This window comes from Bacillus sp. F56 (assembly GCF_001748205.1).
GTDB classification, from domain to species: Bacteria; Bacillota; Bacilli; order Bacillales; family Bacillaceae; genus Bacillus; species Bacillus stercoris.
Genome location: NZ_BDFC01000005.1, coordinates 617,465 through 642,354, shown reverse-complemented (window position 1 = coordinate 642,354; position 24,890 = coordinate 617,465). Strand labels below are relative to the sequence as shown.

Sequence of the window (24,890 nt, the reverse complement as noted above, 5' to 3'; positions counted from 1 at the left end):
TAGGTTGTCTGAGAAATTAGATTTGACCCGGTTTGAAAAGAAAATGGTTATCCGCAATATCGAAGAGAAAGACATCGACAAGATTATCGATCTTCAAAAGGACTGCTTTCCGGGGATGGAACCTTGGAAGAGAGAGCATTTAATCAGCCATTTGGAGCATTTTCCAGACGGGCAGTTTTGTGCAGAATTCGAAGGTGAAATTATCGGTTCTTGCTCAAGTCTCCTGATTAACTTTGATGAATATGATGACCGCCATACGTGGCAGGACATTACCGATGACGGTTATATCACCAACCATAATCCAGACGGCTTGAATATGTACGGAATTGAGGTCATGGTGCATCCGAAATACAGACGGATGAAGATCGGCCATCGTTTATACGAGGCGAGAAAGGATTTAGCGAGACGCTTAAACCTAAAAAGCATCATCATAGGCGGACGGATTCCGAACTATCACAAATATGCAGAGGAAATGACGGCCAGAGAGTATGTTGAACAGGTGACACGCCACCAAATTTACGATCCGGTCCTTTCTTTTCAGCTGATGAACGGCTTTACCCTTATGCGAATTAACCCGAATTATCTCCCGGATGATACAGCTTCGATCAAGTATGCGACGCTGATGGAATGGAATAATGTCGATTATCTTCCGCAGCAGACAAAGCGTTATTATAAGTCAGCGTTCCCTGTGAGAATTTGTGTAATCCAATATGAAATGAAGAAAATTTATTCCTTTGAGGAATTTGCGAATCAAGTAGAATACTATGTCGATGTTGCTTCTGACGCGAGATCTGATTTTGCGGTGTTCCCGGAAATTTTCACAACCCAGCTCATGTCTTTCCTTGAAGAAAGGTCGCCGAGTTTGGCGGTACAGAGAATTACCGAGTATACAGAAGATTACATCAGCCTTTTTACTGATTTGGCTGTAAAGTATAACGTCAACATTATCGGCGGGTCTCATTTCGTCGAAGAGGAAGGGAAAATTTATAATATCGCTTACCTGTTCAGACGGGACGGAACGATCGAGAAGCAATATAAACTCCATATTACACCGAATGAACGCAAATGGTGGGGAATCAGCGCCGGAGACCAGGTTCGTGTGTTTGATACAGACTGCGGAAAAATTGCGATCCAGATCTGTTATGACATTGAATTTCCTGAGCTTGCCCGGATTGCGGCTGACAAAGGCGCCAAAATCATCTTTACGCCATTTTGTACAGAAGACCGTCAAGGCTATTTGCGTGTCAGATACTGTTCGCAGGCTAGGGCGGTTGAAAATCAAATTTATACCGTTATCTCGGGAACGGTTGGAAACCTGCCGCAAACGGAAAACATGGATATCCAATACGCCCAGTCAGGCATCTTTGCCCCGTCTGATTTTGAATTCGCCCGAGACGGTATTGTCGGCGAAACAAACCCGAATATTGAAATGGTCGTCATCGGTGATGTTGACTTGGAAATTCTCAGAAGACAGCGCCAAAACGGCACAGTGCGCCAGCTAAAAGACAGACGGCGTGATATTTATCATATTCACTATAAGAAATAATCCGGAAACCCGCCTGAATTGGCGGGTTTTTTTAAACCAAAAGCGGAATTGATACGTTTACTTTAAATTATATATTGTCTTATAAAGTTTCTGTATTTTCGTCAGAAAACGGCTAGGCTTCACATTGCTATTGCAAGGGCTGTCCAAGTCGTTTCGTGTGAGACCTTTATCAGTCCGATGCTGAGATTGTCACTTTGCCTGTTCTGGCTGCATCTTCTTTCTTCTTGAGGAAAGAGGACGTTTTATGATTGACACGGTTTATTGACTCTGGCCCCGTCTGGCTTTATATTGAAGGCAGGGAAATCATCACCAAGACATCACATAAAGAGAAGGTCTGTTTCAATGAATTGGCATTTTAGGGTACGCTAATGAAATGGAGATGATGGGGATGGAAAACATTCAGCAAAATCAGGGATTAAAGCAAAAAGATGAGCAATTTGTGTGGCATGCCATGAAGGGAGCGCATCAAGCGGAAAGCCTGATTGCCCAGAAGGCTGAAGGGGCCTGGGTGACCGACATAGACGGACGACGCTATTTGGATGCGATGTCCGGTTTGTGGTGCGTCAATATTGGTTACGGCAGAAAGGAGCTTGCGGAGGCTGCCTATGAGCAATTAAAGGAGCTGCCTTATTACCCGTTAACGCAAAGTCACGCACCCGCAATTCAACTGGCGGAAAAGCTGAATGAATGGCTTGGCGGCGATTATGTGATCTTTTTTTCCAACAGCGGATCGGAAGCAAACGAAACTGCTTTTAAAATTGCCCGCCAGTACCATCTGCAAAATGGCGATCACAGCCGTTATAAATTCATCTCAAGATATCGGGCATACCACGGCAATACATTGGGAGCGCTCTCAGCTACCGGACAGGCGCAGCGGAAATATAAATACGAGCCTTTAAGCCAAGGGTTCCTGCATGCAGCTCCGCCAGATATATACCGGAATCCTGATGATGCTGATACGCTTGAAAGCGCAAATGAAATCGACCGCATCATGACATGGGAATTAAGCGAAACCATTGCCGGGGTCATTATGGAGCCCATTATTACAGGCGGAGGCATCCTAATGCCACCGGACGGATATATGAAGAAGGTGGAGGACATTTGCCGGCGCCACGGAGCTCTTTTGATTTGCGATGAAGTGATCTGCGGATTTGGACGGACAGGCGAGCCGTTCGGGTTTATGCACTACGGCGTGAAGCCTGATATCATTACGATGGCGAAGGGAATCACAAGCGCGTACCTGCCATTGTCAGCTACTGCTGTGAAACGGGACATTTTTGACGCGTATCAGGGAAAAGCTCCTTATGACCGTTTCCGCCACGTGAACACGTTCGGCGGAAGCCCGGCTGCCTGTGCCTTGGCATTGAAAAACCTGCAAATTATGGAGGACGAACAGCTGATTCAGCGCTCACGCGATCTTGGAGCAAAGCTTTTAGGTGAGCTTCAAGCTCTGAGAGAACACCCGGCAGTCGGAGACGTCAGAGGAAAAGGGCTGCTGATCGGAATCGAACTCGTCAAAGATAAATTAACCAAAGAGCCGGCTGATGCTGACAAAGTAAATCAAGTGGTTGCGGCATGCAAAGAAAAAGGGCTGATTATCGGCAAAAACGGAGATACAGTTGCCGGCTACAACAACGTCATCCAGCTCGCACCGCCATTTTGCCTGACAGAAGAGGACCTTTCCTTTATCGTGAAAACGGTGAAAGAAAGCTTTCAAACGATATAATATAAAAGTGATTGATTAAAGGAGCACATGATGAGTTTTCACAACCAGCCGATCTTACCGGCTATTCGCAATATGAAGCAATTTGATGAGTTTTTGAACAGTTCATTCTCTTACGGTGTTATTCTTGATATCCATCTCGGCCAGCTGAAGGGCGTGATCAGAGAAGCGCAAAAGCATGGAAAGAACATGATGGTGCACGTCGATCTCATTCAAGGGATTAAGCATGACGAATACGGAGCGGAATTTATATGTCAGGATATCAAGCCCGCTGGGATTATTTCAACAAGATCGAACGTGATTGCCAAAGCGAAGCAGAAGAAAATTTATGCCATTCAGCGCCTGTTTTTGCTTGATACAAGCGCGATGGAGAAAAGCATGGAGTTTATCGGCAAACATAAGCCTGACTTCATCGAAGTGCTTCCCGGCATCGTTCCGTCACTCATTCAGGAAATAAAGGAGAAAACGGGGATTCCCATCTTTGCCGGCGGCTTCATCCGTACGGAAGAGGATGTAGAGCAGGCATTGAAAGCGGGGGCTGTAGCTGTCACAACGTCTAATACCAAATTGTGGAAAAAATATGAAAACTTTTTGACAGAAAGTGATTGACACCGCTTTCATACACTGATACAATTGCACTAGGTTAATACATTGTGATGGAGAACTCGGAGACCACAGCAGCTCTTTACGGCAAATGTTTATGCACCCGTAAAGCGGTTTGTTGTGGTTTTTTTATTCTCTTCTTCTCTATCATGCTTTTTAATCGTGACTTTAGGAGGAATGTGCTATGACAGCATTTTGGGGAGAAGTCATCGGTACGATGCTGCTTATTATTTTTGGTGCAGGTGTTTGTGCAGGTGTCAATTTAAAGAAATCGCTTTCATTCCAGTCTGGCTGGATTGTTGTTGTATTTGGATGGGGATTGGGTGTTGCCATGGCGGCTTACGCGGTAGGCGGTATCAGCGGCGCCCATTTGAACCCGGCGCTAACGATAGCGCTTGCATTTGTTGGGGATTTTCCATGGAAAGAGGTTCCGGTTTATATTGCGGCGCAAATGATCGGAGCGATCATCGGTGCGGTGATTATTTATCTGCATTACCTGCCGCATTGGAAGTCAACAGATGATCCCGCTGCCAAGCTGGGTGTTTTCTCAACAGGACCAAGCATTCCGCATACATTTGCAAACGTTTTAAGCGAAGTGATTGGGACATTTGTCCTTGTGCTTGGAATCTTGGCCATTGGGGCAAATCAATTTACAGAAGGACTTAATCCTTTAATCGTTGGTTTCCTCATTGTAGCGATCGGTATTTCTCTAGGGGGCACCACCGGCTATGCCATTAATCCTGCGCGTGACTTAGGTCCGCGGATCGCCCACGCATTTCTTCCGATTCCGGGAAAGGGCTCATCAAACTGGAAATACGCATGGGTTCCGGTAGTCGGCCCGATTTTAGGCGGATCGTTCGGGGGCGTATTTTACAACGCTGCATTTAAAGGGCACATCACGAGCAGTTTCTGGATTGTAAGCGTTATATTGGTTGTGGTATTGTTAGGACTCTATGTCTATACGAAATCACATTCTGCTAAAACATTATCAAATTCAAAATATATTTAATCAAAGGGGAGACATCTTATGGAAACGTACATTTTATCCTTAGATCAGGGGACAACAAGTTCAAGAGCGATTCTGTTTAATAAAGAAGGCAAAATCGTTCACTCCGCTCAAAAGGAATTTACACAATACTTCCCGAATCCTGGCTGGGTTGAGCATAATGCCAATGAAATTTGGGGCTCTGTGCTCGCGGTTATCGCGTCAGTCATCTCTGAATCAGGAATCAGCGCTTCTCAAATTGCCGGCATCGGCATCACGAACCAGCGCGAGACGACGGTTGTGTGGGATAAAGATACAGGAAGTCCTGTCTATAATGCAATTGTTTGGCAGTCCAGACAGACGTCCGGCATTTGTGAGGAACTTCGTGAAAAAGGATATAATGATAAATTCAGAGAAAAAACTGGGCTTTTAATCGATCCATACTTCTCTGGCACGAAGGTGAAGTGGATTTTAGATAATGTGGAAGGCGCAAGAGAAAAAGCGGAAAAAGGCGAGCTGCTGTTCGGAACGATTGATACATGGCTCATTTGGAAAATGTCAGGCGGAAAAGCGCATGTGACCGATTACTCCAATGCCTCCAGAACGCTGATGTTTAATATTTACGATTTAAAATGGGACGATGAACTGCTCGACATTTTAGGCATACCGAAATCCATGCTCCCTGAAGTGAAGCCGTCTTCCCATGTGTATGCGGAGACTGTTGATTATCATTTCTTCGGAAAAAATATCCCGATTGCGGGAGCGGCAGGCGACCAGCAGTCCGCATTGTTCGGCCAAGCGTGCTTTGAAGAAGGCATGGGAAAAAACACATACGGCACTGGATGTTTCATGCTGATGAATACCGGGGAAAAAGCAATTAAGTCCGAACACGGGCTTTTGACGACAATCGCTTGGGGCATTGACGGAAAAGTGAACTATGCGTTAGAAGGAAGCATTTTTGTCGCAGGCTCTGCCATCCAGTGGCTTAGAGACGGATTGAGAATGTTCCAGGATTCATCGCTAAGCGAATCTTATGCAGAAAAAGTAGATTCAACTGACGGCGTGTATGTTGTTCCGGCATTTGTCGGATTGGGAACGCCTTACTGGGACAGCGATGTGCGCGGTTCGGTTTTCGGCCTGACAAGAGGGACAACAAAAGAGCACTTTATCCGTGCGACACTGGAGTCATTGGCTTATCAGACAAAAGATGTGCTTGACGCAATGGAAGCAGATTCAAACATTTCATTAAAGACGCTTCGTGTAGACGGAGGAGCTGTGAAAAACAATTTCCTGATGCAGTTCCAGGGTGATCTGCTGAATGTTCCTGTGGAGCGTCCGGAAATTAATGAAACGACTGCACTTGGCGCGGCTTATTTGGCAGGTATCGCTGTGGGATTCTGGAAGGACCGTTCTGAAATCGCGAACCAGTGGAATCTGGATAAACGGTTTGAACCTGAATTAGAAGAAGAAAAACGAAATGAGCTGTATAAAGGCTGGCAAAAAGCCGTGAAAGCAGCTATGGCTTTTAAATAATGCAATACTATGGTATAATGGTTACAAGTTAATAAGAACGGTCCTGAGACGAGGAGAGACCACAGCACCAAAGTGTAAGCATGCACTTTGGCTGTTGTGGTCTCTTTTTCTATTTACCGTGACAACAAGGAGGAAACGTAATGATGAAACATCAATTTTCAAGTCTTGAAAGAGATCGCATGCTGACAGACATGACGAAAAAAACATATGATCTATTTATTATCGGGGGAGGAATTACAGGAGCGGGAACAGCTCTTGACGCGGCATCAAGGGGAATGAAGGTCGCACTAAGCGAAATGCAGGACTTTGCGGCAGGGACATCAAGCCGATCAACGAAGCTGGTACATGGCGGCTTGCGCTATTTAAAACAATTTGAAGTGAAAATGGTCGCTGAGGTAGGGAAAGAGCGGGCGATTGTGTATGAAAACGGTCCGCATGTCACAACACCGGAATGGATGCTGCTTCCGTTTCATAAAGGCGGCACATTCGGTTCATTTACAACATCCATCGGGTTACGAGTGTATGACTTCCTTGCAGGGGTGAAAAAGTCAGAACGAAGAAGCATGCTTTCAGCAAAAGAAACGCTGCAAAAAGAGCCTTTGGTGAAAAAAGACGGCTTAAAAGGCGGCGGGTACTATGTGGAATACCGCACTGACGACGCGAGACTGACAATCGAAGTCATGAAGGAAGCGGTGAAATTCGGGGCAGAGCCTGTGAATTACTCCAAAGTGAAGGAGCTTCTTTACGAAAAAGGCAAAGCCGTCGGCGTATTAATTGAAGATGTGCTGACAAAGAAAGAATATAAAGTGTATGCGAATAAAATTGTCAATGCGACAGGTCCTTGGGTCGATCAGCTCAGAGAAAAAGACCATTCGAAAAACGGAAAGCATTTGCAGCATACAAAAGGCATTCACCTTGTATTTGACCAGTCTGTCTTTCCGCTCAAACAGGCTGTATATTTTGATACACCTGATGGCCGGATGGTATTTGCGATTCCTCGTGAAGGCAAAACATACGTGGGAACAACAGACACTGTTTACAAAGAGGCGCTGGAGCATCCGCGGATGACAACGGAGGATCGTGATTATGTCATCAATTCAATCAATTATATGTTCCCGGAACTGAATATCACTGCGAATGACATCGAATCCAGCTGGGCAGGGCTGCGTCCGCTGATTCATGAAGAAGGCAAAGATCCTTCTGAAATTTCACGGAAAGACGAGATTTGGACATCTGACTCAGGCTTGATCACCATTGCCGGCGGAAAACTGACTGGATACAGAAAAATGGCGGAGCACATCGTTGATCTTGTGCGTGATCGCTTAAAAGAAGAAGGCGCAAAGGATTTTGGCCCGTGTAAAACGAAAAACATGCCAATCTCAGGCGGGCACGTCGGAGGTTCGAAAAATCTCATGTCCTTCGTTACCGCGAAAACAAAAGAAGGAATTGCAGCAGGTTTATCAGAAAAAGACGCAAAACAGCTGGCGATCAGATACGGCTCTAACGTAGATCGCGTCTTTGACCGGATAGAAGCGCTGAAAGATGAGGCCGCGAAACGCAACATTCCGGTTCATATTCTTGCTGAGGCAGAATACAGTATAGAAGAAGAGATGACTGCAACCCCTGCAGACTTCTTTGTCCGCAGAACGGGACGTTTATTCTTTGATATCAATTGGGTAAGAACATATAAAGATGCCGTTATTGATTTTATGAGCGAGCGATTCCAATGGGATGAGCAGACGAAAAACAAACATACAGAAAACCTCAACATGCTTTTACACGATGCGGTTGTGCCGCTTGAACAATAAATCATAACGGGCTGTCTGCAGCCCGTTATTTCTTTTTACGTGCCGAAAGTGCCAGATCTCAGGTTATCAAGTGACAGAGGCACCCGCTTCATATAAAATAATGGCATAAGCTGATACATAGGAGGACGAACATGACTTGGAGAAAGAGCTATGAACGCTGGAAACAAACAGAACATTTAGATCCGGAATTAAAAGAGCGCCTCACTGAATTAGAGGGGAATGAACAGGCTCTTGAGGACTGTTTCTATAAAGACCTTGAATTCGGTACCGGCGGAATGCGCGGAGAAATCGGCGCTGGGACGAATCGGATGAATATTTACACTGTGCGCAAAGCATCAGCCGGGTTTGCGGCATACATCTCGAAGCAAGGTGAGGAAGCAAAAAAACGGGGCGTTGTCATTGCTTATGATTCTCGCCATAAATCGCCGGAATTTGCGATGGAAGCGGCAAAAACACTTGCGACACAAGGCATCCAAACATACGTGTTTGATGAGCTTCGCCCGACGCCAGAGCTGTCATTCGCTGTCAGACAGCTAAACGCTTATGGAGGGATTGTGGTAACAGCAAGCCATAACCCGCCTGAATATAACGGCTACAAAGTATACGGTGATGATGGCGGCCAGCTGCCTCCGAAGGAAGCGGACATCGTCATTGAACAGGTAAACGCGATTGAAAATGAGCTGACAATCACAGTGGACGAAGAAAATGCGTTAAAAGAAAAAGGCTTAATCAAGATCATCGGTGAAGACATTGATAAAGTTTATACAGAAAAACTGACGTCCATTTCTGTCCATCCTGAATTATCGAAAGAAGTAGATGTAAAGGTTGTTTTCACACCGCTGCATGGAACTGCGAATAAACCGGTCAGACGCGGCCTTGAAGCGCTTGGCTACAAAAATGTAACGGTTGTCAAAGAACAGGAACTGCCGGATTCAAACTTTTCCACTGTTACATCGCCAAACCCAGAAGAGCATGCGGCATTCGAATATGCCATTAAGCTTGGGGAGGAGCAGCATGCAGATATTCTCATCGCGACAGACCCTGATGCTGACCGCCTCGGCATCGCGGTGAAAGACGATCAAGGCAAATATACAGTGCTGACAGGAAACCAAACCGGAGCGCTGCTGCTTCATTACCTGCTTTCTGAAAAGAAAAAACAAGGCATCCTGCCAAATAACGGTGTTGTTCTCAAAACGATCGTCACAAGCGAAATCGGCCGTGCCGTAGCTTCATCATTCGGCCTTGATACGATTGATACGCTGACCGGCTTCAAGTTTATCGGTGAAAAGATCAAGGAATACGAGGCATCAGGCCAGTATACCTTCCAATTCGGTTATGAAGAGAGCTACGGTTATTTAATCGGGGATTTTGCCCGCGATAAGGACGCCATTCAGGCCGCGCTTTTGGCTGTTGAAGTTTGCGCGTTTTATAAAAAGCAAGGAATGTCATTATATGAAGCCCTTATCAATCTCTTTAACGAGTATGGTTTTTATCGTGAAGGGCTGAAATCTCTGACACTGAAAGGAAAACAAGGAGCAGAGCAAATTGAAGCGATTCTTGCATCCTTCAGAAAAAATCCGCCGCAGAAAATGGCCGGCAAACAGGTTGTTACAGCAGAAGATTACGCTGTGAGCAAACGGACGCTTCTGACTGAAAACAAAGAAGAATCCATCGATTTGCCAAAATCAAATGTACTGAAATACTTCCTGGAAGACGGGTCTTGGTTCTGTCTTCGTCCTTCTGGAACAGAGCCGAAAGTGAAATTCTATTTCGCCGTAAAAGGGTCATCTTTGGAAGACAGTGAAAAGCGTCTTGCAGCCCTTTCTGAGGATGTAATGAAAACGGTAGATGAAATTGTTGAGTCAACGAAAAAATAATTCAAGTATCAGCCGGATCATTGTAAATGATCCGGTTTTTTCTTTTTCTCATCCAAAAGTCTGAAAGAAAATCATTCCACATACGAAGTACTGAAATACAAAAAACTGGTATAATCTTAAATACAAGATTAATGCCGGAGTGAGAAACGTGAGCAAAACGAGGATGGAAAAATTAAAAACGCTGAAAACGATTGCGGAAACCTTAAATCAAGGACACGATATCTATGCAACACTGGATGAGGTTTTAAAAGAATTGCTGAGTCTGACAAATCTTCAATCCGGATGGATTTTTCTGATCGAAGAAGATGGATCCTATACGTTAGCGGCCGACGCTTTTCTGCCTCCCGCTTTAAGCCGCAAGGAAAAAGTGCTGATGTGCGAAGGGGAGTGTTACTGCCTGACAAAATTCAATAACGGAGGGCTTAGAAGGGCTGCTAATATCATGAACTGCAAACGCATTGAATCAGCCGAAGAACTGCATTGTTTTGACACAGAAGGGATTACGCATCATGCAACTGTGCCTTTAGAAGACGGGGACAGGAGATTCGGATTGTTAAATGTAGCGGCGGCCGGAAAAACCATGTTTGATGAGGAAGAGCTGCATTTACTCGAGTCTGTCGCCTTTCAGATCGGAACGGCAATCCAGCGTATGAGGCTTTCCGAATATAAACAAAAAAATGCTCTTTTAATGGAGCGTAACCGCCTCGCTCAGGAGCTTCACGATTCTGTCAATCAAATGCTGTTTTCCGTCAGTTTAACTGCCAAAGCTGCAAAGACACTAACAAAAGACGAGCAATTGCAGCAGATGATTGATTTCATTCAAAACCTATCACAGGACGCCCTCGCGGAAATGAAAGCGTTAATTTGGCAGCTTCGCCCCGGAGGGTTGGAGAAAGGGCTGGCTGAAGCCATCAAAAGCTATGGCGCGCTTATTGGATTGAAGGTCATGTTTACCCAAAAAGGCTGTCCTGTTCTGACTGATGAACAGGAGCATATGCTATGGCGTGTCGTACAGGAAGCATTAAATAACTGCAAAAAGCATGCCGGAACAGATACGGCGTATGTCAGTCTGACTGCTGCTTTGGGCCATGCGGAGCTGGATATTATCGATCATGGGGCGGGGTTTTGTTATGAAGCGCATGCCGGCCTGCCTTCACTTGGCATCAAGGGCATGAAAGAACGAGCGGAAAAAGCCAGCGCGAAGTTTCGGATTGAGTCAGCGCTTGGAGCGGGAACAAAGCTGTCCATCAGGCTTCCGCTAAAAAGCCAAAAAGGAGGGGCGGAATGAAAATTGTCATTGCTGATGACCACCATGTTGTCAGAAAGGGTCTGCGTTTTTTCTTTGCCACCCAGGATGATATTGAAGTGGCCGGGGAAGCCGCAACTGGAATAGAAGCTCTCCGAGTCATCGAAGAGACAAAGCCGGATCTTGTTCTAATGGATCTGTCCATGCCCGAGCTGGATGGCATTCAAGCCATTAAAAAAGCAATACAGCAATTTCCTGAGATTAAAATTATTGTGCTAACGAGCTACTCTGATCAGGAGCACGTGATCCCCGCTCTTCAGGCAGGTGCGAAGGCGTATCAATTAAAGGATACGGAGCCCGAGGAATTGGTGAAAACATTAAGACAAGTGCATGCTGGCGAATACAAGCTTTCTTCAGCTATTATGCCCCATGTGCTGACACATATGAAAAATCAGCACGACCCGGAAAAAGAAAAATATTATCAATTAACAAGAAGGGAAAAAGACGTTCTGACTGAAATCGCGAACGGGAAAAGCAATAAAGAAATCGCAGCAGCCTTGTTTATTTCAGAAAAAACAGTGAAAACCCATGTATCGAATCTGTTAGCAAAACTTGAAGTGGCCGATCGCACGCAAGCAGCGCTTTTCGCAGTGAAATATAACTTGAATGGAGAGATCTCGAAATGAACATGTTAGTCATAAATGGCACGCCAAGAAAACATGGCAGAACAAGAATTGCCGCATCTTATCTTTCAGCACTGTATCACACGGATTTGATTGATCTTAGCGAGTTTGTATTGCCGATTTTTAATGGTGAAGCGGATCAGTCTGAGCTGTTGCAGGTACAGGAGCTTAAGCAACGCGTTACTAAAGCGGATGCGATTGTATTATTATCGCCTGAATATCACAGCGGCATGAGCGGCGCTTTAAAAAATGCCTTGGATTTTCTTAGCAGCGAACAATTCAAATATAAGCCCGTTGCATTATTGGCAGTAGCGGGAGGCGGAAAAGGCGGCATCAATGCGCTGAACAATATGAGAACTGTGATGCGGGGACTCTACGCCAATGTCATTCCGAAGCAGCTGGTGCTTGATCCGGTGCATATTGATGTTGAACATGCTACAGTGGCTGAAAACATTAAGGAAAGCTTAAAAGAGCTTGTCGAAGAACTTAGCGTGTTCGCAAAAGCAGGAAATCCCGGCGTCTAAACGCCGGGATTTGTTTATGTGAGTAGGGCTAGTTGATCTTCATAAGTCAGCTCTGTGGCATGATCAATATAACGGAGAAGGGAATACAGCATCTTTTCTAAAACGGCGTAATCCTGTTCAAAATGATACGCATGCAGAAAATGCTCGATTCGTTTTGACAACAAATCATCCTCTGTACGCACCATTAAAATTAATAAATTATCCCATTGAGAACGATGGGTGTAATAAAGCGCTTTATCATAATCGGCATAATCCATGAATCGCTTCTCCTTTCTTGGATGAGAAGTTCATGATTAGTTTATGCCGCATCCTCTGTTATTGACGGGGCAAAACTTGGCGTCTGCGGCAGTAAAGGGGTAGCAATATGAGGGAGACATAAAATCAAAATGCCTGAATGAAGATAGCGCTTTTGGTAAACCTATGAGGGAACATATTCTTGGTACAGGAGACTGTAAATATGAAATCTCTGCCGTATACCATCGCGCTTCTTTTTTGCGGATTGATCATCGTGTCAATGGCTGCAAAAGGTCATTCAACGGACACAAACGAGTCCGTTCAAAAGTGGGAACAGCTTGCCTGGAGCAAAATTCAGGATGAATACAAGGGGGCTTCATTTTCTGACTATGCTTATATGGGGCGGACCGAGGTGAATGATCAGCAGACGAAAGATGTCTTTCGGGTGACAGTCAGACAGAAAGATGACACTTTTTCTGTTCGGGCCGAAGTCTATTTTCACCCGGTGACAAATCATATGATCAGCATCAACGTCTTTAGGCTCTAATAAAAAACTGTACAGCCGTTAAGGCCGCACAGTTTCTGTTTTTAGAAATATCGTTTTGCACCGAGATAGCGCTGTTTCCAGTAAGAGTTGTTCATATTGGAAATGACAACTCCGGAATCGTTGGCATTTATGAATTCCCCGTTTCCTAGGTAAACTCCAACGTGGGAAGGGCCGGCTTTATATGTTGTAAAGAAAACGAAATCTCCGACAGCAGGCTGGCTGACGGGCTTCATTGTGTTCCAATATCCAGCTGCCGTTAATCTAGATACGGATGTGACTTTGTTCAGTACATAGTAAATGAATCCGCTGCAGTCAAACCCGGATGGTGTCGTGCCTCCCCATCGATACGGAACCCCAATCTGCTCTTTAGCGGCGGCAATCATTGTGTTAATCTTCGCGCTCGTTGAGATGGTGGTGTTTGAAGAACCGGATGAAGACGACGATGATGATGCTTTTCCGGTAATGACCAGCTTTTGGCCAACCTGCAAGACATCCGTTTTTAAATTGTTTTTCTCCCGGATCTGCTGAGCTGTTACATTAAATTTCTGAGCAATCACCCACAAGGAATCACCGCTTTTCACCGTGTATGTAGTCGTCGTGCCTGAGCTTGCATTTGACGAAGAAGACGACGATGATGAAGTGCCTGAAGATGCTTTACCTGTCAGCTTCAGTACTTGTCCAACATAAAGCACATCTGATTTCAGATTGTTGACATTTCGGATTTGCTGTACAGTCAGGTTATAGTTGTTTGCGATTTTCCAAAGTGAATCACCGCTTTTTACAGTATATTTCGTTGTTGCCGAATTTTGGTTCGGTTTGGATGAAGTGTCTTTGGAAGACGTATCAGAGCCGCTTGATTTTGTTTTCAACACCTGATTCACGTAAATGGTGTCTGATTTTAAGTTGTTCAAGACCTTCAATTCAGCGATGGACATATTGACTTTGTTTGCAATTTTCCAAAGTGAATCTCCAAGCTGCACCTTATATGTTCCCGTAGCAGATGAAGAGCTTGAGCTCTTATTAGAACTACTTTTTGAACTGGAGCTTGAGCTCTTATTAGAGTTGCTTTTTGTACTGGAACTAGAGCTTGAAGAAACTGTGCCGGACACCTTTAATTTCTGCCCCGCACGAATCAAATCGCTGCTTAGTCCGTTTAATTTCTTCAGTTCCTGCACCGTCATTTTATACTCATTTGCGATCAGCCAAAGTGAATCGCCGCTTTTCACAGTGTAAACAGAACTTCCGCTCTTCTTGGTTGTTGAGCTTGAAGTAGATGAAGTGCCGGAATTGCTGCCAGGAATGGTAAGCGTCTGGCCGATCGACAGAACAGTAGTCGAAAGATGATTGGCGGATGTGAGGGCCGCCACACTTGTGTTGTAGGTTTGGGCCAGTTTCCATAAAGAATCTCCGCTTTTGACCTTAATCGTTGCTGCTTCAGCTGGTGTTACTGCTAAAGTTGTGCCGACAATCGCAGATGCTGTCAGCCCTGCTGCTAATTTCTTTTTCATCTTAGCTCTCCTTTTTCCCCCAATGATTTTGAATTTGCTGTTTCTTTTTTATATCGGCACATTTTTCTTATCGTTTTGCCTTTTTTAAAAAATAGCTATATTATCTTAATACAAAAGGGGCAAAAGGGTACAAAAAAAGAAGGAATCATGGATCTATTCCTTCATTTTTAAAAGCTTCATGATATCTTCTTTGTTTTTGACGAGGTCGCGCAGTGTATATTTGTCTAAAACCGCAAGATAGGCCAAAAGCGCTTCATTAAGCACATGTTTTAAGCCGCACACCGGGGAAATAATGCAGAGATTCTTGTTCGCATCAAAACATTCAACAATATTAAAATCGTCCTCCGTTTTTCTGACAACCTCACCGATGTTGATGTCTTCAGGGGACATGCCTAATCGTATGCCGCCGCCTCGTCCGCGTATCGTTTCTACGTAGCCGAGCTGGCCGAGCCTGTAAATGACTTTCATAAGATGATTTTTTGAAATAGAATACGTTTCAGCAATCTGCTTTATATTTGAAAGTTCTCCGGGACGCTCTGCAGCCAGAAAAATCAACACTCTTAATGAATAATCTGTATAATTGGTTAACTTCATAATAAGACCTCAGAATAAGACATTTTCTATATCTTATCATAATCGATTGAAAAATGAAAAAAAAGGAATTAAAAAACATGCACCCTGCTGGGTGCATGTTCTTTTGTTTACATGTCATTTGGCGGATTTTGGTTTTGGCCGTTTTTTTCAATTTCGGTGTTTTGCATTTTGCGTTCAAATGTAGACAGATAACGTGATGCAAAATCTTTTCCGCCAAGGCCGAAGGATAAACCAAAAGCGAGTGCGAAGCCGCTAAGAACGATGATGAACGCGGAATTGACAATTGTCGCAGCGACACCAAGCTGATCCAGGGCCATAAAGAAAGCAAGTGCGATTATGGTGTATTTAGCGATGGCCGCTAAAGATTTGAATTCCTTGCCTTTTATCATGCTTGCGAGCACTTTCCGCACCAATTCCCCGGCGTAAAGGCCGATTCCGAGAATGAATACGGCGACAAGGACATTCGGCAGATACGCGATGATGCCAGTCGCAATTTCTACGAGGAAGTGCAGCCGAACAATTTGAAGCGCCTCGGCTGTAAACAGCAGAATGACAATGATTTGCGCAATCAAACCGACAACTTGAGACAAGGACAGCTTTGCAGACGTTCCGGCTTCCATGCCCATTTTTCCTAAGACAGAATCAAAGCCTGCGCGATGAAGCAGTCCGGACACCATGGATTTCACCCATTTTCCTGCCCACAAACCAGCTAAAACAAGCACGATGGCCATCATGATGTTCGGAAGCATGTTTAAAATCGTATTCAGCATAGAGACAGCCGGTTTTGAAATGCCGGCGACATCCAGCTGATCCAACGCCGAAATGACCACCGGAATCATAATCAGCACATAAGCGATTGTTCCGATGACTGCAGAAAGGCTTGTATCTTTTAAGTAAATGGATAAACCCATACGTGCCGCGAATCTTTCCGTGCCGATGCTTGCAAGGAAATTCGTAACGATATCACGTACAAGGCGGGCAACAAGCCAGCCGATTAATACGATAAGCGCCGCTGCAAATAATTTCGGCAGAAAAGCGAGCACGCTTTCCATCATATTTGTAAAAGGGCCTGAAATGCCGCTTATTTTTAAAGAAGATAAGACCCCTGGCAGGAAAACAAGCAGCACGAGATAAAAGACAATTTGTGAAGCGGTATTGACAGCCTGATGAATATCTTTTCCTTCAGACACCAAATTCCACTTGCGCAGTTTGTCACTCGTGTTCAGCTTCATCCCGATTTTTTTGACAAGGAAGCTCAAAACAGAGGCTGCAGCCCATCCTAACAGCAAAATGAGTCCGGCTTTCAGCACGCTTGGGATCGCCGCTGCAATCGCCGACAGCATACTGACAAATGGTGATGCCACTGTTGTCAGGTGCAAAATGTTAAAGAATAAAATAAAGACGATGATCAATGCGATAAAATAAACGACCTTGCTTATGACTTTTTCAGAGGAATAGCGTGAAGGCTTTTTCCCAGCAAAGAGTTTGTCATCGATTTTTGTTTTGCTGAGTCCTTTGTATACCGCTTTTTCAATGATTTTAGCGATAGCCCATCCGATTAATAAGACAAGTAAAGCAATAATTACGTTTGGCAGCTTACTGAGATAAGAAGAAAGCACGTCTGCTACATTCAATTGGTATCGCTCCTTTTTTTCGTAGTATGGTGTGTGTTTACCCACTGATCCAATAAGCAAACTACTGAATGTGCCGGGGAATATTTTTCTAGCCAGAGTGAGGCTATCATCTTTTGTCTGGCGGGCTCATACATTATAGATAAGTCCAAGTAGGGGGGATTCGGTTGAACGCGGAGGAGAAGAAAGAATTACAGCGGGCAATTGAGGAAATTACCGAAATTGCAAAAGGATTCGGCCTTGATTTCTACTCGATGAGATATGAAATCTGCCCGGCTGAAATTATTTATACATTTGGCGCGTACGGGATGCCGACAAGATTTAGCCACTGGAGCTTTGGCAAGCAGTTTCACAAAATGAAGCTGCATTATGATCTGGGATTAAGCAAGATTTATGAGCTGGTCATTAACTCAGATCCATGCTACGCTTTTTTGCTGGACAGCAACTCACTGATCCAAAATAAATTGATTGTCGCTCACGTTCTTGCCCATTGCGATTTCTTCAAAAACAACTGCCGTTTCCAAAACACGAAGCGCGATATGGTGGAAAGCATGGCGGCAACGGCTGAACGGATAAAACACTATGAACAGGTTCACGGGATAAAAGAAGTAGAGTCATTTTTAGATGCGATCCTTGCGATTCAGGAGCATATCGATCCGTCGTTGGTCCGCCCAAAGCTCCAATGGAGTGTGGATGATGAGGAAGAGGAGATTGAAGAGGCAGCCACACCTTACGATGATTTATGGTCTTTGGATGAAAAGAAACCGAAAAAACAAGTGAAAAAATCGAAAAAACCGTTCCCGCCGCGGCCGGAAAAAGATATCCTGCTTTTTATCGAGGAGCATTCCCGGGAGCTGGAGCCATGGCAGCGTGATATATTAACGATGATGAGGGAGGAAATGCTTTATTTCTGGCCTCAGCTGGAAACAAAGATTATGAATGAGGGCTGGGCTTCCTATTGGCACCAGCGAATTATACGTGAGCTTGATTTAACCTCTGATGAAGCGATCGAGTTCGCCAAGCTGAATGCAGGTGTCGTTCAGCCATCCAAAACAGGCATTAATCCTTATTATTTAGGGCTGAAAATATTTGAAGACATTGAGGAGCGGTACAACAACCCGACGGAGGAAATGAAGAAAATGGGCGTGCAGCCTGACTCCGGCCGGGAGAAAATGTTTGAGGTCAGGGAGATTGAATCCGATATCTCTTTCATCCGCAATTATTTAACCAAAGACTTAGTCATGCGCGAAGATCTTTATTTGTTTCAAAAACAGGGCAGAGATTATAAGATCATTGATAAAGAGTGGAAGTCGGTGCGCGACCAGCTCGTAAGCATGCGGGTAAATGGCGGCTTTCCATATTTGACGGTAAACGACGGCGATTATATGAAAAATAACGAACTCTATATTAAGCATTGGTATGAGGGCATAGAGCTGGATTTGAAATACTTGGAGAAAGTGCTCCCTTATTTATTCCAGCTTTGGGGAAGAAGCGTGCACATTGAGTCTGTGCTTGAGGATAAGGAAGTCATGTTTTCGTACGATGGAAAAGGTGTTCACCGCAGGTATTTATAAAAAAAAGGATGCAGCGTTCTGCATCCTTTTTATTTTCCAGCTTTTAAAATCTTAAATATGATATTTGCCTGATCGGTATTGTTAATCAATCCGCGGAATTTTTCTTTTCCGGGACCGTACGCGTATACCGGCACTTGTTCGCCGGTGTGATCCGTACTCGTCCATCCGCTGTTAGATCGAGTATTAAAAATCTTGATGATGGCTTTGTAGGCCCCTTTGCTTTTGTCAGCCTGTACAGCTGCTTCAACGCTTTTGATTTCTTCAGATGTGAATGCCAGATTGGTATAGCGGGTGAGCACATCTTTAACCGGCTTGCCCTCACTGATTTTTTTGGCCATAAATTCAGGCGTTTTCTTTGCGGAGAGAATCGGCTCTGCATGCCAATTCTTTTCGCCGTTTGCGCCAATGGTAAAGCCGCCGGTTGTATGGTCTGCAGCTGCAATCACAAGTGTATGTTTGTCTTTTTTCGCAAATTCAATCGCGGCTTTATAGGCCTGTTCAAAGTCTTTAACCTCGCTCATGGCTCCTACTGTATCATTGTCATGGGCCGCCCAGTCAATTTGGCTGCCTTCGACCATCAAGAAAAATCCTTTTTTATTTTGGTTCAAGCGTTCAATTGCTGAAACCGTCATGTCTTTGAGAGACGGTGTTTTGCTGTCGCGATCAAGCGCTTTAGCAAGCCCTCCGTCCGCGAAAAGCCCGAGCACCTGCTGATCCTTATTTTTCTTCAGTGCTTGTTTAGTTGTTACATAGCTGTAGCCAGCTTGTTTGAATTCCTTTGTCAAGTTTCTGTCCTTGCGGTTAAAATACGATTTTCCGCCGCCAAGCAAAACGTCTATTTTTTGTTTGCCTTTTATTTTGTCATCCATATAGCTATTGGCGATTTGGTCCATGTTTTTCCGAGATTTATTGTGGGCCCCATATGCGGCAGGGGTGGCGTGGTTAATTTCAGACGTTGCAACAAGCCCTGTTGACTTGCCTTGCTGTTTGGCCTCTTCAAGCACAGATTTCACTTTTTTTCCGTTTTTATCGACGCCAATTGCATTGTTATATGTCTTAACGCCTGTCGCTAATGCTGTTCCGGCAGCTGCTGAATCTGTAATATTATAATCAGGGTCATCCGGATGCGTCATCATCATGCCTGTCAAATTCCGGTCAAATTCAGTCAATTTGGGGTTATTCGGTGTTTCACCGTTATTTTTCATGGAACGGTAGGCGTTTATGTAAGACGTCCCCATGCCGTCGCCTATCATCACAATGACATTTCTGATCTCAGCTTTGTCTTGTTTTTTGGCGCTGGCCTTTTCTGTTTGCTGGAGTTCGGCTCCGGCAAAGATTCCAGCTGTAAGGACAGAAACAGCGGCGATTGGCAGAAGTTTTGATTTCATATTTTGAAACAAATTCATTTTTGCATGCCTCCTTTAATGTGTTATGTTTATCATGTTAGGGAAATTTTGTTAAATACATCTGTTGATCGTGTGAACATTAAGTAAAGCATTGTAAGGAAATGAAAAACGCCGTTTCGTTATTTTGCCTTAGTTGGTTCAAAGCATTCCTTTTTCAGAAAAATCTTTACCTCTCTGTCTTTGCATGATATGTTTGTTTAAATAAAAAAACTGCGGATAACCGCAGCTTTCCTCGTATATTCTTTATCACACATTCTTCCATAAGTGAGTGGACCCCCGAAAGTTTTCATTTATTTCCTTTATGTTGAAAAACATCCCATAAAACATGACAAAAGCACTCGTTTTTTGTCACCTTTGAAACGAAAATGAAATATTTAATACCCTTAAAAACTTTTTTTTAGAACGAATAATTAAGAAATTTGTCACATGAAGTCAAGACTATTTCTGATGGGAATCTATCCTTATAATAGAAACCAATAAGATTAATTAAAAAAAAGAGATACATATATAGAGAGTTAACATTTGGGGAGGAAAATATGAAAAAGCAAATCATTACAGCTACGACAGCAGTTGTTTTAGGATCGACATTATTTGCAGGAGCGGCGTCTGCACAAAGCATTAAGGTGAAAAAAGGCGACACGTTATGGGATCTTTCAAGAAAATACGACACAACGATCAGTAAAATTAAATCAGAGAACCACCTTCGTTCAGACTTTATTTATGTGGGACAGACTTTATCGATTAACGGCAAATCTACAAGTTCAAAAAGCAGCAGTTCTTCTTCTTCCTCTTCTTCTACATACAAAGTAAAGAGCGGAGACAGCCTGTGGAAAATTTCAAAAAAATACGGCATGACAGTCAATGAACTGAAAAAACTGAATGGCTTAAAATCAGACTTGCTTCGTGTTGGACAAGTCCTGAAACTGAAAGGCTCATCAAGTTCAAGCAGCTCCAGCTCATCGAGCGTATCAACGTCATCAACTTCCACTTATAAAGTGAAGCGCGGGGACAGTCTGTCTAAAATCGCAAAACAATACGGCACTACGGTTAGCAAATTAAAAAGCTTAAACAGCTTAAAATCAGATGTAATCTATGTCAACCAAGTATTGAAGGTGAAAGGAACAAGCACTAGCAGCTCCAAACCTGCTTCTTCTTCATCATCTTCAAGCAGCAAAGCATCATCTACTACATCACTGAATGTGAGCAAGCTGGTTTCTGATGCGAAAGCGTTAGTCGGAACGCCATATAAATGGGGCGGAACGACAACTTCCGGCTTTGACTGCAGCGGATTCATTTGGTATGTACTGAATAAACAAACAAGTGTGGGCAGAACAAGCACTGCGGGATACTGGAGTTCTATGAAAAGCATTGCCAGCCCGTCTGTTGGTGACTTCGTCTTCTTCACAACATATAAATCCGGCCCTTCTCACATGGGGATTTACATTGGAAACAACAGCTTCATTCATGCAGGATCTGACGGCGTACAAATCAGCAGCCTGGACAACAGCTACTGGAAGCCTCGTTACCTCGGTGCGAAAAGATTCTAATTTTAGAGGAAACCCGTTCATTGGAACGGGTTTTTTTCATTAGACGGAGCACATCCATTTTGGTTGCTCCTAAAAATGAAAATGTGATAAAAAATCCAAGAATTTTTTTTCTTTCTTATTTTCATAAAGGGCGATTGCATAAGCGCCGGCATAGGGAAGCTGAGCAGACTGATAAGGGATTCTGATCATCTGTTTTTCTGCTAACTCACGCTTTACTGTAGATAAAGGCAGAAATGAAACCCCGAGTCCTTCCTTGATAAACCGTTTCGTTATATGTGTTTGTGTGACCTTCATTGTCCTCACAAATGGAAATGTCACTCTGACTTGACGGAGCAAGTCGTCCCAGTAATCAGGATGATTGTGGGTCAAAAGCAGGTATTGCTCGAGCACCTCTTTGGCATCAATTTCTTTGTCTTCTATGAAACGCTGATCGGGCGGGGCAACAAGGACGACAGGGTCTTTATAAAGGCAGTGGCAGCTTAAAGAGGAAGACTGTACCTTTAGACAGCTCAGTCCGATATCAGCTTCCCCGGCTTTTATCAGTGACGCGATTTCCGCTGATTCGAAGATCGTCACCGCCATTTCTGTTTCCGTATTCATTGCTGTGTACCGCTTCATGACAGAAGGAAGCACAGTATCTGCAATAAGCGGAGAAACCGCGAGCTGTAAGGTTTGAGAGTAGCCTTGTCGCACTCTGTGAAGCTCTGCCATGCTGTTTTCATAATCATCAAGCAGCCTGAGCGCATACGGTAAATAAGCCCTGCCTTCATCAGTCAGCTGGATCTGTCTGCCTTTTCGCTCAAACAGCTTGCAGCTGATTTCTTTTTCTAATTGCTTGATATGCACAGTCACAGTGGGCTGAGATAAGAAAAGCGTTTCAGCTGTTTTTCGGAAGTTTTCATATTTCGCAGCGGTCACAAAGGTATGAAGCCATTTGAAATCCATTTCTATTCTCCCTCTGATTAATATTTTTAATTAATTTCCTTTAAAATATTCATTATTTTTTAAATATTATATTTACTATAATAACAGAAAAGGATAGGGGGAATACAAATGGTACATTACGGATTAAAGGGAATTACATGTGTGGAAACATCCATCAGCCATATTGATGGTGAAAAAGGGCGTCTGATTTACAGAGGCCATCATGCAAAAGACATCGCACTGAATCATAGCTTTGAAGAAGCGGCTTATTTGATTTTATTTGGGAAACTGCCTTCAGCTGAAGAATTGCAGGTATTTAAAGATAAGCTGGCTGCGGACCGGCACCTTCCGGAACACATTGAGCGCTTGGTTCAGTCATTGCCAAACAACATGGACGATATGTCGGTGCTGAGAACGGTTGTGTCAGCATTGGGGGAAAATACGTACACATTCCAACCGAAAACAGAAGAAGCAATCCGGCTGATTGCAATCACGCCCTCCATCATTGCCTACAGAAAAAGATGGACGCGCGGTGAACAAGCAATAACACCTTCTTCCCAGTACGGACATGTCGAAAACTATTATTATATGCTCACAGGTGAACAGCCTTCAGAGGCAAAAAAGAAAGCGCTTGAAGCCTATATGATTCTGGCCATGGAGCACGGCATGAACGCATCCACTTTTTCGGCACGGGTCACCTTATCTACAGAAAGTGATTTAGTGTCAGCCGTCACGGCTGCTCTTGGCACGATGAAAGGGCCGCTCCACGGAGGCGCCCCTTCTGCTGTGACAAAAATGCTTGAAGACATTGGAGAAAAAGAACATGCTGAAGCATATCTGAAAGAAAAACTCGAAAAAGGAGAGCGCTTGATGGGATTCGGCCACAGGGTGTACAAAACAAAAGACCCGCGGGCAGAAGCTTTGAGACAGAAAGCAGAAGAGGTGGCCGGCAATGACCGCGATCTCGATCTTGCCCTGCATGTAGAAGCAGAAGCGATTCGCTTGCTTGAAATCTACAAACCTGGACGAAAGCTGTACACAAATGTTGAATTTTATGCGGCTGCTGTGATGAAGGCCATCGATTTTGACGATGAATTGTTTACACCGACCTTTTCAGCAAGCCGAATGGTGGGATGGTGCGCCCATGTGCTGGAACAGGCAGAAAACAACATGATTTTCCGCCCGTCAGCGAAATATACAGGTGCCATTCCTGAGGAAGTTCTTTCATAGCATATTTTGGCGTTTATTCACTTCTGTCGTGTGGTAACGTTCAGTATTAACCACATGTCTAGGAGTGATGAATGTGAACCCAATGGACAGACAAACAGAAGGACAAGAACCCCAGCATCAGGACAGACAGCCGGGCATTGAATCAGAAATGAATCCGCTGCCCCTGTCAGATGACGAGGATTATCGAGGAAGCGGAAAATTGAAAGGAAAAGTCGCGATCATTACCGGAGGCGACAGCGGGATAGGGAGAGCGGCTGCCATTGCGTTTGCTAAAGAGGGGGCTGATATCTCCATTCTTTACTTAGATGAGCATTCGGACGCAGAGGAAACACGTAAACGGATCGAAAAGGAAAATGTCCGCTGCCTGCTTATCCCGGGAGATGTCGGGGACGAGAACCATTGTGAACAAGCTGTGCAGCAAACAGTGGACCATTTTGGCAAACTAGATATCTTGGTGAACAACGCCGCTGAACAGCATCCCCAGGACAGCATTCTCAATATTTCAACAGAACAGCTGGAAAAAACCTTTCGCACAAATATTTTTTCCATGTTTCATATGACGAAGAAAGCTTTGCCTCACTTGCGAGAGGGGAGTGCCATTATTAATACGACGTCGATTACCGCTTATGAAGGAGATACGGCGTTAATTGATTATTCCAGCACAAAAGGTGCGATTGTCTCCTTTACGCGGTCCATGGCGATGTCGCTTGCGGATAAAGGCATCAGAGTGAATGCGGTGGCGCCCGGCCCGATTTGGACACCGCTTATTCCGGCGACATTCCCTGAGGAAAAAGTGAAACAGCATGGCTTGGATACCCCGATGGGAAGACCGGGACAGCCGGTTGAGCATGCGGGCGCCTATGTTCTGCTGGCGTCTGACGAATCTTCCTATATGACAGGGCAGACCATTCATGTGAATGGCGGCCGTTTTATTTCAACGTAATCAACGAAAAAACCAGCTTTGATAGCTGGTTTTTTTGCGTGGTTAGAAATTGGAAAATAAAAAATTTGTCGATTTTTCTAACAATTTTGTTTTCATTTTTGCAATTTTATATATAATATTGAGTAGGAGAAAGGAATGATTCGCGACCAGTACAAATATAGTAGAAAAACAGAAAAATGACCATTGTCGCTCATTAATTCAGAAAATTCAAATAAAATATATAA

The 24,890-nt window shown here is 44.2% G+C and carries 21 protein-coding genes; 15 read left to right on the top strand and 6 right to left on the bottom strand.

Translation table 11 applies throughout. The features are described from left to right. Window positions 1–4 precede the first annotated feature (4 nt). The 10 genes from BFW96_RS07930 (at window position 5) to yhdA (ending at window position 12,528) form a co-directional block, all read left to right on the top strand. Entirely contained in the window at window positions 5–1,546 is a 1,542-nt protein-coding gene (locus tag BFW96_RS07930) for a bifunctional GNAT family N-acetyltransferase/carbon-nitrogen hydrolase family protein (protein ID WP_014663331.1), read from the top strand. A 373-nt stretch (window positions 1,547–1,919) separates the two neighbouring features. Further along, the gene (locus tag BFW96_RS07925; RefSeq protein ID WP_083252825.1) at window positions 1,920–3,272 is read left to right on the top strand and encodes an aspartate aminotransferase family protein; all 1,353 of its coding nucleotides are present in this window, start codon (window positions 1,920–1,922) and stop codon (window positions 3,270–3,272) included. Between the two features lie 27 nt (window positions 3,273–3,299). Continuing rightward, window positions 3,300–3,878, top strand: coding sequence for a glycerol uptake operon antiterminator GlpP (gene glpP, locus BFW96_RS07920; protein ID WP_014663334.1), 579 nt, complete (start codon window positions 3,300–3,302; stop codon window positions 3,876–3,878). A 178-nt stretch (window positions 3,879–4,056) separates the two neighbouring features. Then, the gene (gene glpF / locus BFW96_RS07915) at window positions 4,057–4,881 is read left to right on the top strand and encodes a glycerol uptake facilitator protein GlpF (RefSeq protein ID WP_003233386.1); all 825 of its coding nucleotides are present in this window, start codon (window positions 4,057–4,059) and stop codon (window positions 4,879–4,881) included. Window positions 4,882–4,899: 18 nt separating this feature from the next. Next, the gene (gene glpK, locus BFW96_RS07910) at window positions 4,900–6,390 is read left to right on the top strand and encodes a glycerol kinase GlpK (RefSeq protein WP_069149265.1); all 1,491 of its coding nucleotides are present in this window, start codon (window positions 4,900–4,902) and stop codon (window positions 6,388–6,390) included. 140 nt (window positions 6,391–6,530) lie between these two features. Continuing rightward, a complete protein-coding gene (gene glpD, locus BFW96_RS07905; protein WP_069839128.1) occupies window positions 6,531–8,198 on the top strand; it encodes a glycerol-3-phosphate dehydrogenase in 1,668 nt (555 codons plus the stop codon). Between the two features lie 131 nt (window positions 8,199–8,329). Then, complete coding sequence (locus BFW96_RS07900) at window positions 8,330–10,075, top strand: phospho-sugar mutase (RefSeq protein WP_069149267.1); 1,746 nt, start codon at window positions 8,330–8,332, stop codon at window positions 10,073–10,075. A 148-nt stretch (window positions 10,076–10,223) separates the two neighbouring features. Then, window positions 10,224–11,363, top strand: coding sequence for a two-component system sensor histidine kinase YhcY (gene yhcY, locus BFW96_RS07895; RefSeq protein WP_069839127.1), 1,140 nt, complete (start codon window positions 10,224–10,226; stop codon window positions 11,361–11,363). Continuing rightward, the gene (gene yhcZ / locus BFW96_RS07890; protein WP_069839126.1) at window positions 11,360–12,007 is read left to right on the top strand and encodes a two-component system response regulator YhcZ; all 648 of its coding nucleotides are present in this window, start codon (window positions 11,360–11,362) and stop codon (window positions 12,005–12,007) included. Before yhcY ends, yhcZ begins: the two co-directional genes overlap by 4 nt. After that, window positions 12,004–12,528, top strand: a complete 525-nt coding sequence (gene yhdA, locus BFW96_RS07885; RefSeq protein ID WP_069839125.1) for an FMN-dependent NADPH-azoreductase — start codon at window positions 12,004–12,006, stop codon at window positions 12,526–12,528. The genes yhcZ and yhdA overlap by 4 nt, the downstream gene beginning before the upstream one ends. A gap of 14 nt (window positions 12,529–12,542) precedes the next feature. Here yhdA and BFW96_RS07880 read toward each other — a convergent pair whose 3' ends face one another. After that, complete coding sequence (locus BFW96_RS07880; protein WP_003224139.1) at window positions 12,543–12,785, bottom strand: YhdB family protein; 243 nt, start codon at window positions 12,783–12,785, stop codon at window positions 12,543–12,545. A gap of 200 nt (window positions 12,786–12,985) precedes the next feature. Here BFW96_RS07880 and BFW96_RS07875 point away from each other — a divergent pair, with 200 nt between their 5' ends. Beyond that, window positions 12,986–13,309 carry a YqzG/YhdC family protein gene (locus tag BFW96_RS07875; RefSeq protein WP_014476269.1) on the top strand — a complete coding sequence of 108 codons (324 nt, stop codon included), beginning with the start codon at window positions 12,986–12,988 and terminating at the stop codon, window positions 13,307–13,309. A gap of 41 nt (window positions 13,310–13,350) precedes the next feature. On the opposite strand, the gene lytF is transcribed toward BFW96_RS07875, so the two are convergent. The 3 genes from lytF to BFW96_RS07860 all read right to left on the bottom strand — a co-directional run bounded on the left by lytF (window position 13,351) and on the right by BFW96_RS07860 (window position 17,045). Continuing rightward, window positions 13,351–14,817 (bottom strand): peptidoglycan endopeptidase LytF, encoded by a 1,467-nt coding sequence (lytF, locus tag BFW96_RS07870; RefSeq protein ID WP_014663342.1) that lies wholly within the window; start codon window positions 14,815–14,817, stop codon window positions 13,351–13,353. 153 nt (window positions 14,818–14,970) lie between these two features. Then, window positions 14,971–15,411 (bottom strand): nitric oxide-sensing transcriptional repressor NsrR, encoded by a 441-nt coding sequence (gene nsrR, locus BFW96_RS07865; RefSeq protein WP_014663343.1) that lies wholly within the window; start codon window positions 15,409–15,411, stop codon window positions 14,971–14,973. A gap of 107 nt (window positions 15,412–15,518) precedes the next feature. Next, entirely contained in the window at window positions 15,519–17,045 is a 1,527-nt protein-coding gene (locus BFW96_RS07860; RefSeq protein WP_069839124.1) for a mechanosensitive ion channel, read from the bottom strand. A 164-nt stretch (window positions 17,046–17,209) separates the two neighbouring features. On the opposite strand from BFW96_RS07860, the gene spoVR reads away from it, so the two are divergent. Then, on the top strand, window positions 17,210–18,616 hold the full coding sequence (gene spoVR, locus BFW96_RS07855; protein ID WP_069839123.1) for a stage V sporulation protein SpoVR: 1,407 nt from the start codon (window positions 17,210–17,212) through the stop codon (window positions 18,614–18,616). A gap of 29 nt (window positions 18,617–18,645) precedes the next feature. Here the strand turns inward: spoVR and phoA are convergent, their stop codons facing one another. Further along, window positions 18,646–20,022: an alkaline phosphatase PhoA gene (gene phoA, locus BFW96_RS07850; RefSeq protein WP_069839122.1), complete on the bottom strand. Its 1,377-nt coding sequence runs from the start codon at window positions 20,020–20,022 to the stop codon at window positions 18,646–18,648. A gap of 536 nt (window positions 20,023–20,558) precedes the next feature. Between phoA and lytE the strand changes: the two genes are divergently transcribed. After that, window positions 20,559–21,569, top strand: a complete 1,011-nt coding sequence (gene lytE / locus BFW96_RS07845) for a peptidoglycan endopeptidase LytE (RefSeq protein ID WP_069839121.1) — start codon at window positions 20,559–20,561, stop codon at window positions 21,567–21,569. Window positions 21,570–21,638: 69 nt separating this feature from the next. Here lytE and citR read toward each other — a convergent pair whose 3' ends face one another. Continuing rightward, window positions 21,639–22,514, bottom strand: coding sequence for a transcriptional regulator CitR (citR, locus tag BFW96_RS07840; RefSeq protein ID WP_014663348.1), 876 nt, complete (start codon window positions 22,512–22,514; stop codon window positions 21,639–21,641). A 108-nt stretch (window positions 22,515–22,622) separates the two neighbouring features. Here citR and citA point away from each other — a divergent pair, with 108 nt between their 5' ends. Together citA and BFW96_RS07830 are read left to right on the top strand one after the other, a co-directional pair. Then, window positions 22,623–23,723 (top strand): citrate synthase CitA, encoded by a 1,101-nt coding sequence (gene citA, locus BFW96_RS07835; RefSeq protein ID WP_069839120.1) that lies wholly within the window; start codon window positions 22,623–22,625, stop codon window positions 23,721–23,723. A 73-nt stretch (window positions 23,724–23,796) separates the two neighbouring features. Next, on the top strand, window positions 23,797–24,666 hold the full coding sequence (locus BFW96_RS07830; protein WP_014663350.1) for an SDR family oxidoreductase: 870 nt from the start codon (window positions 23,797–23,799) through the stop codon (window positions 24,664–24,666). Window positions 24,667–24,890: the final 224 nt, after the last annotated feature.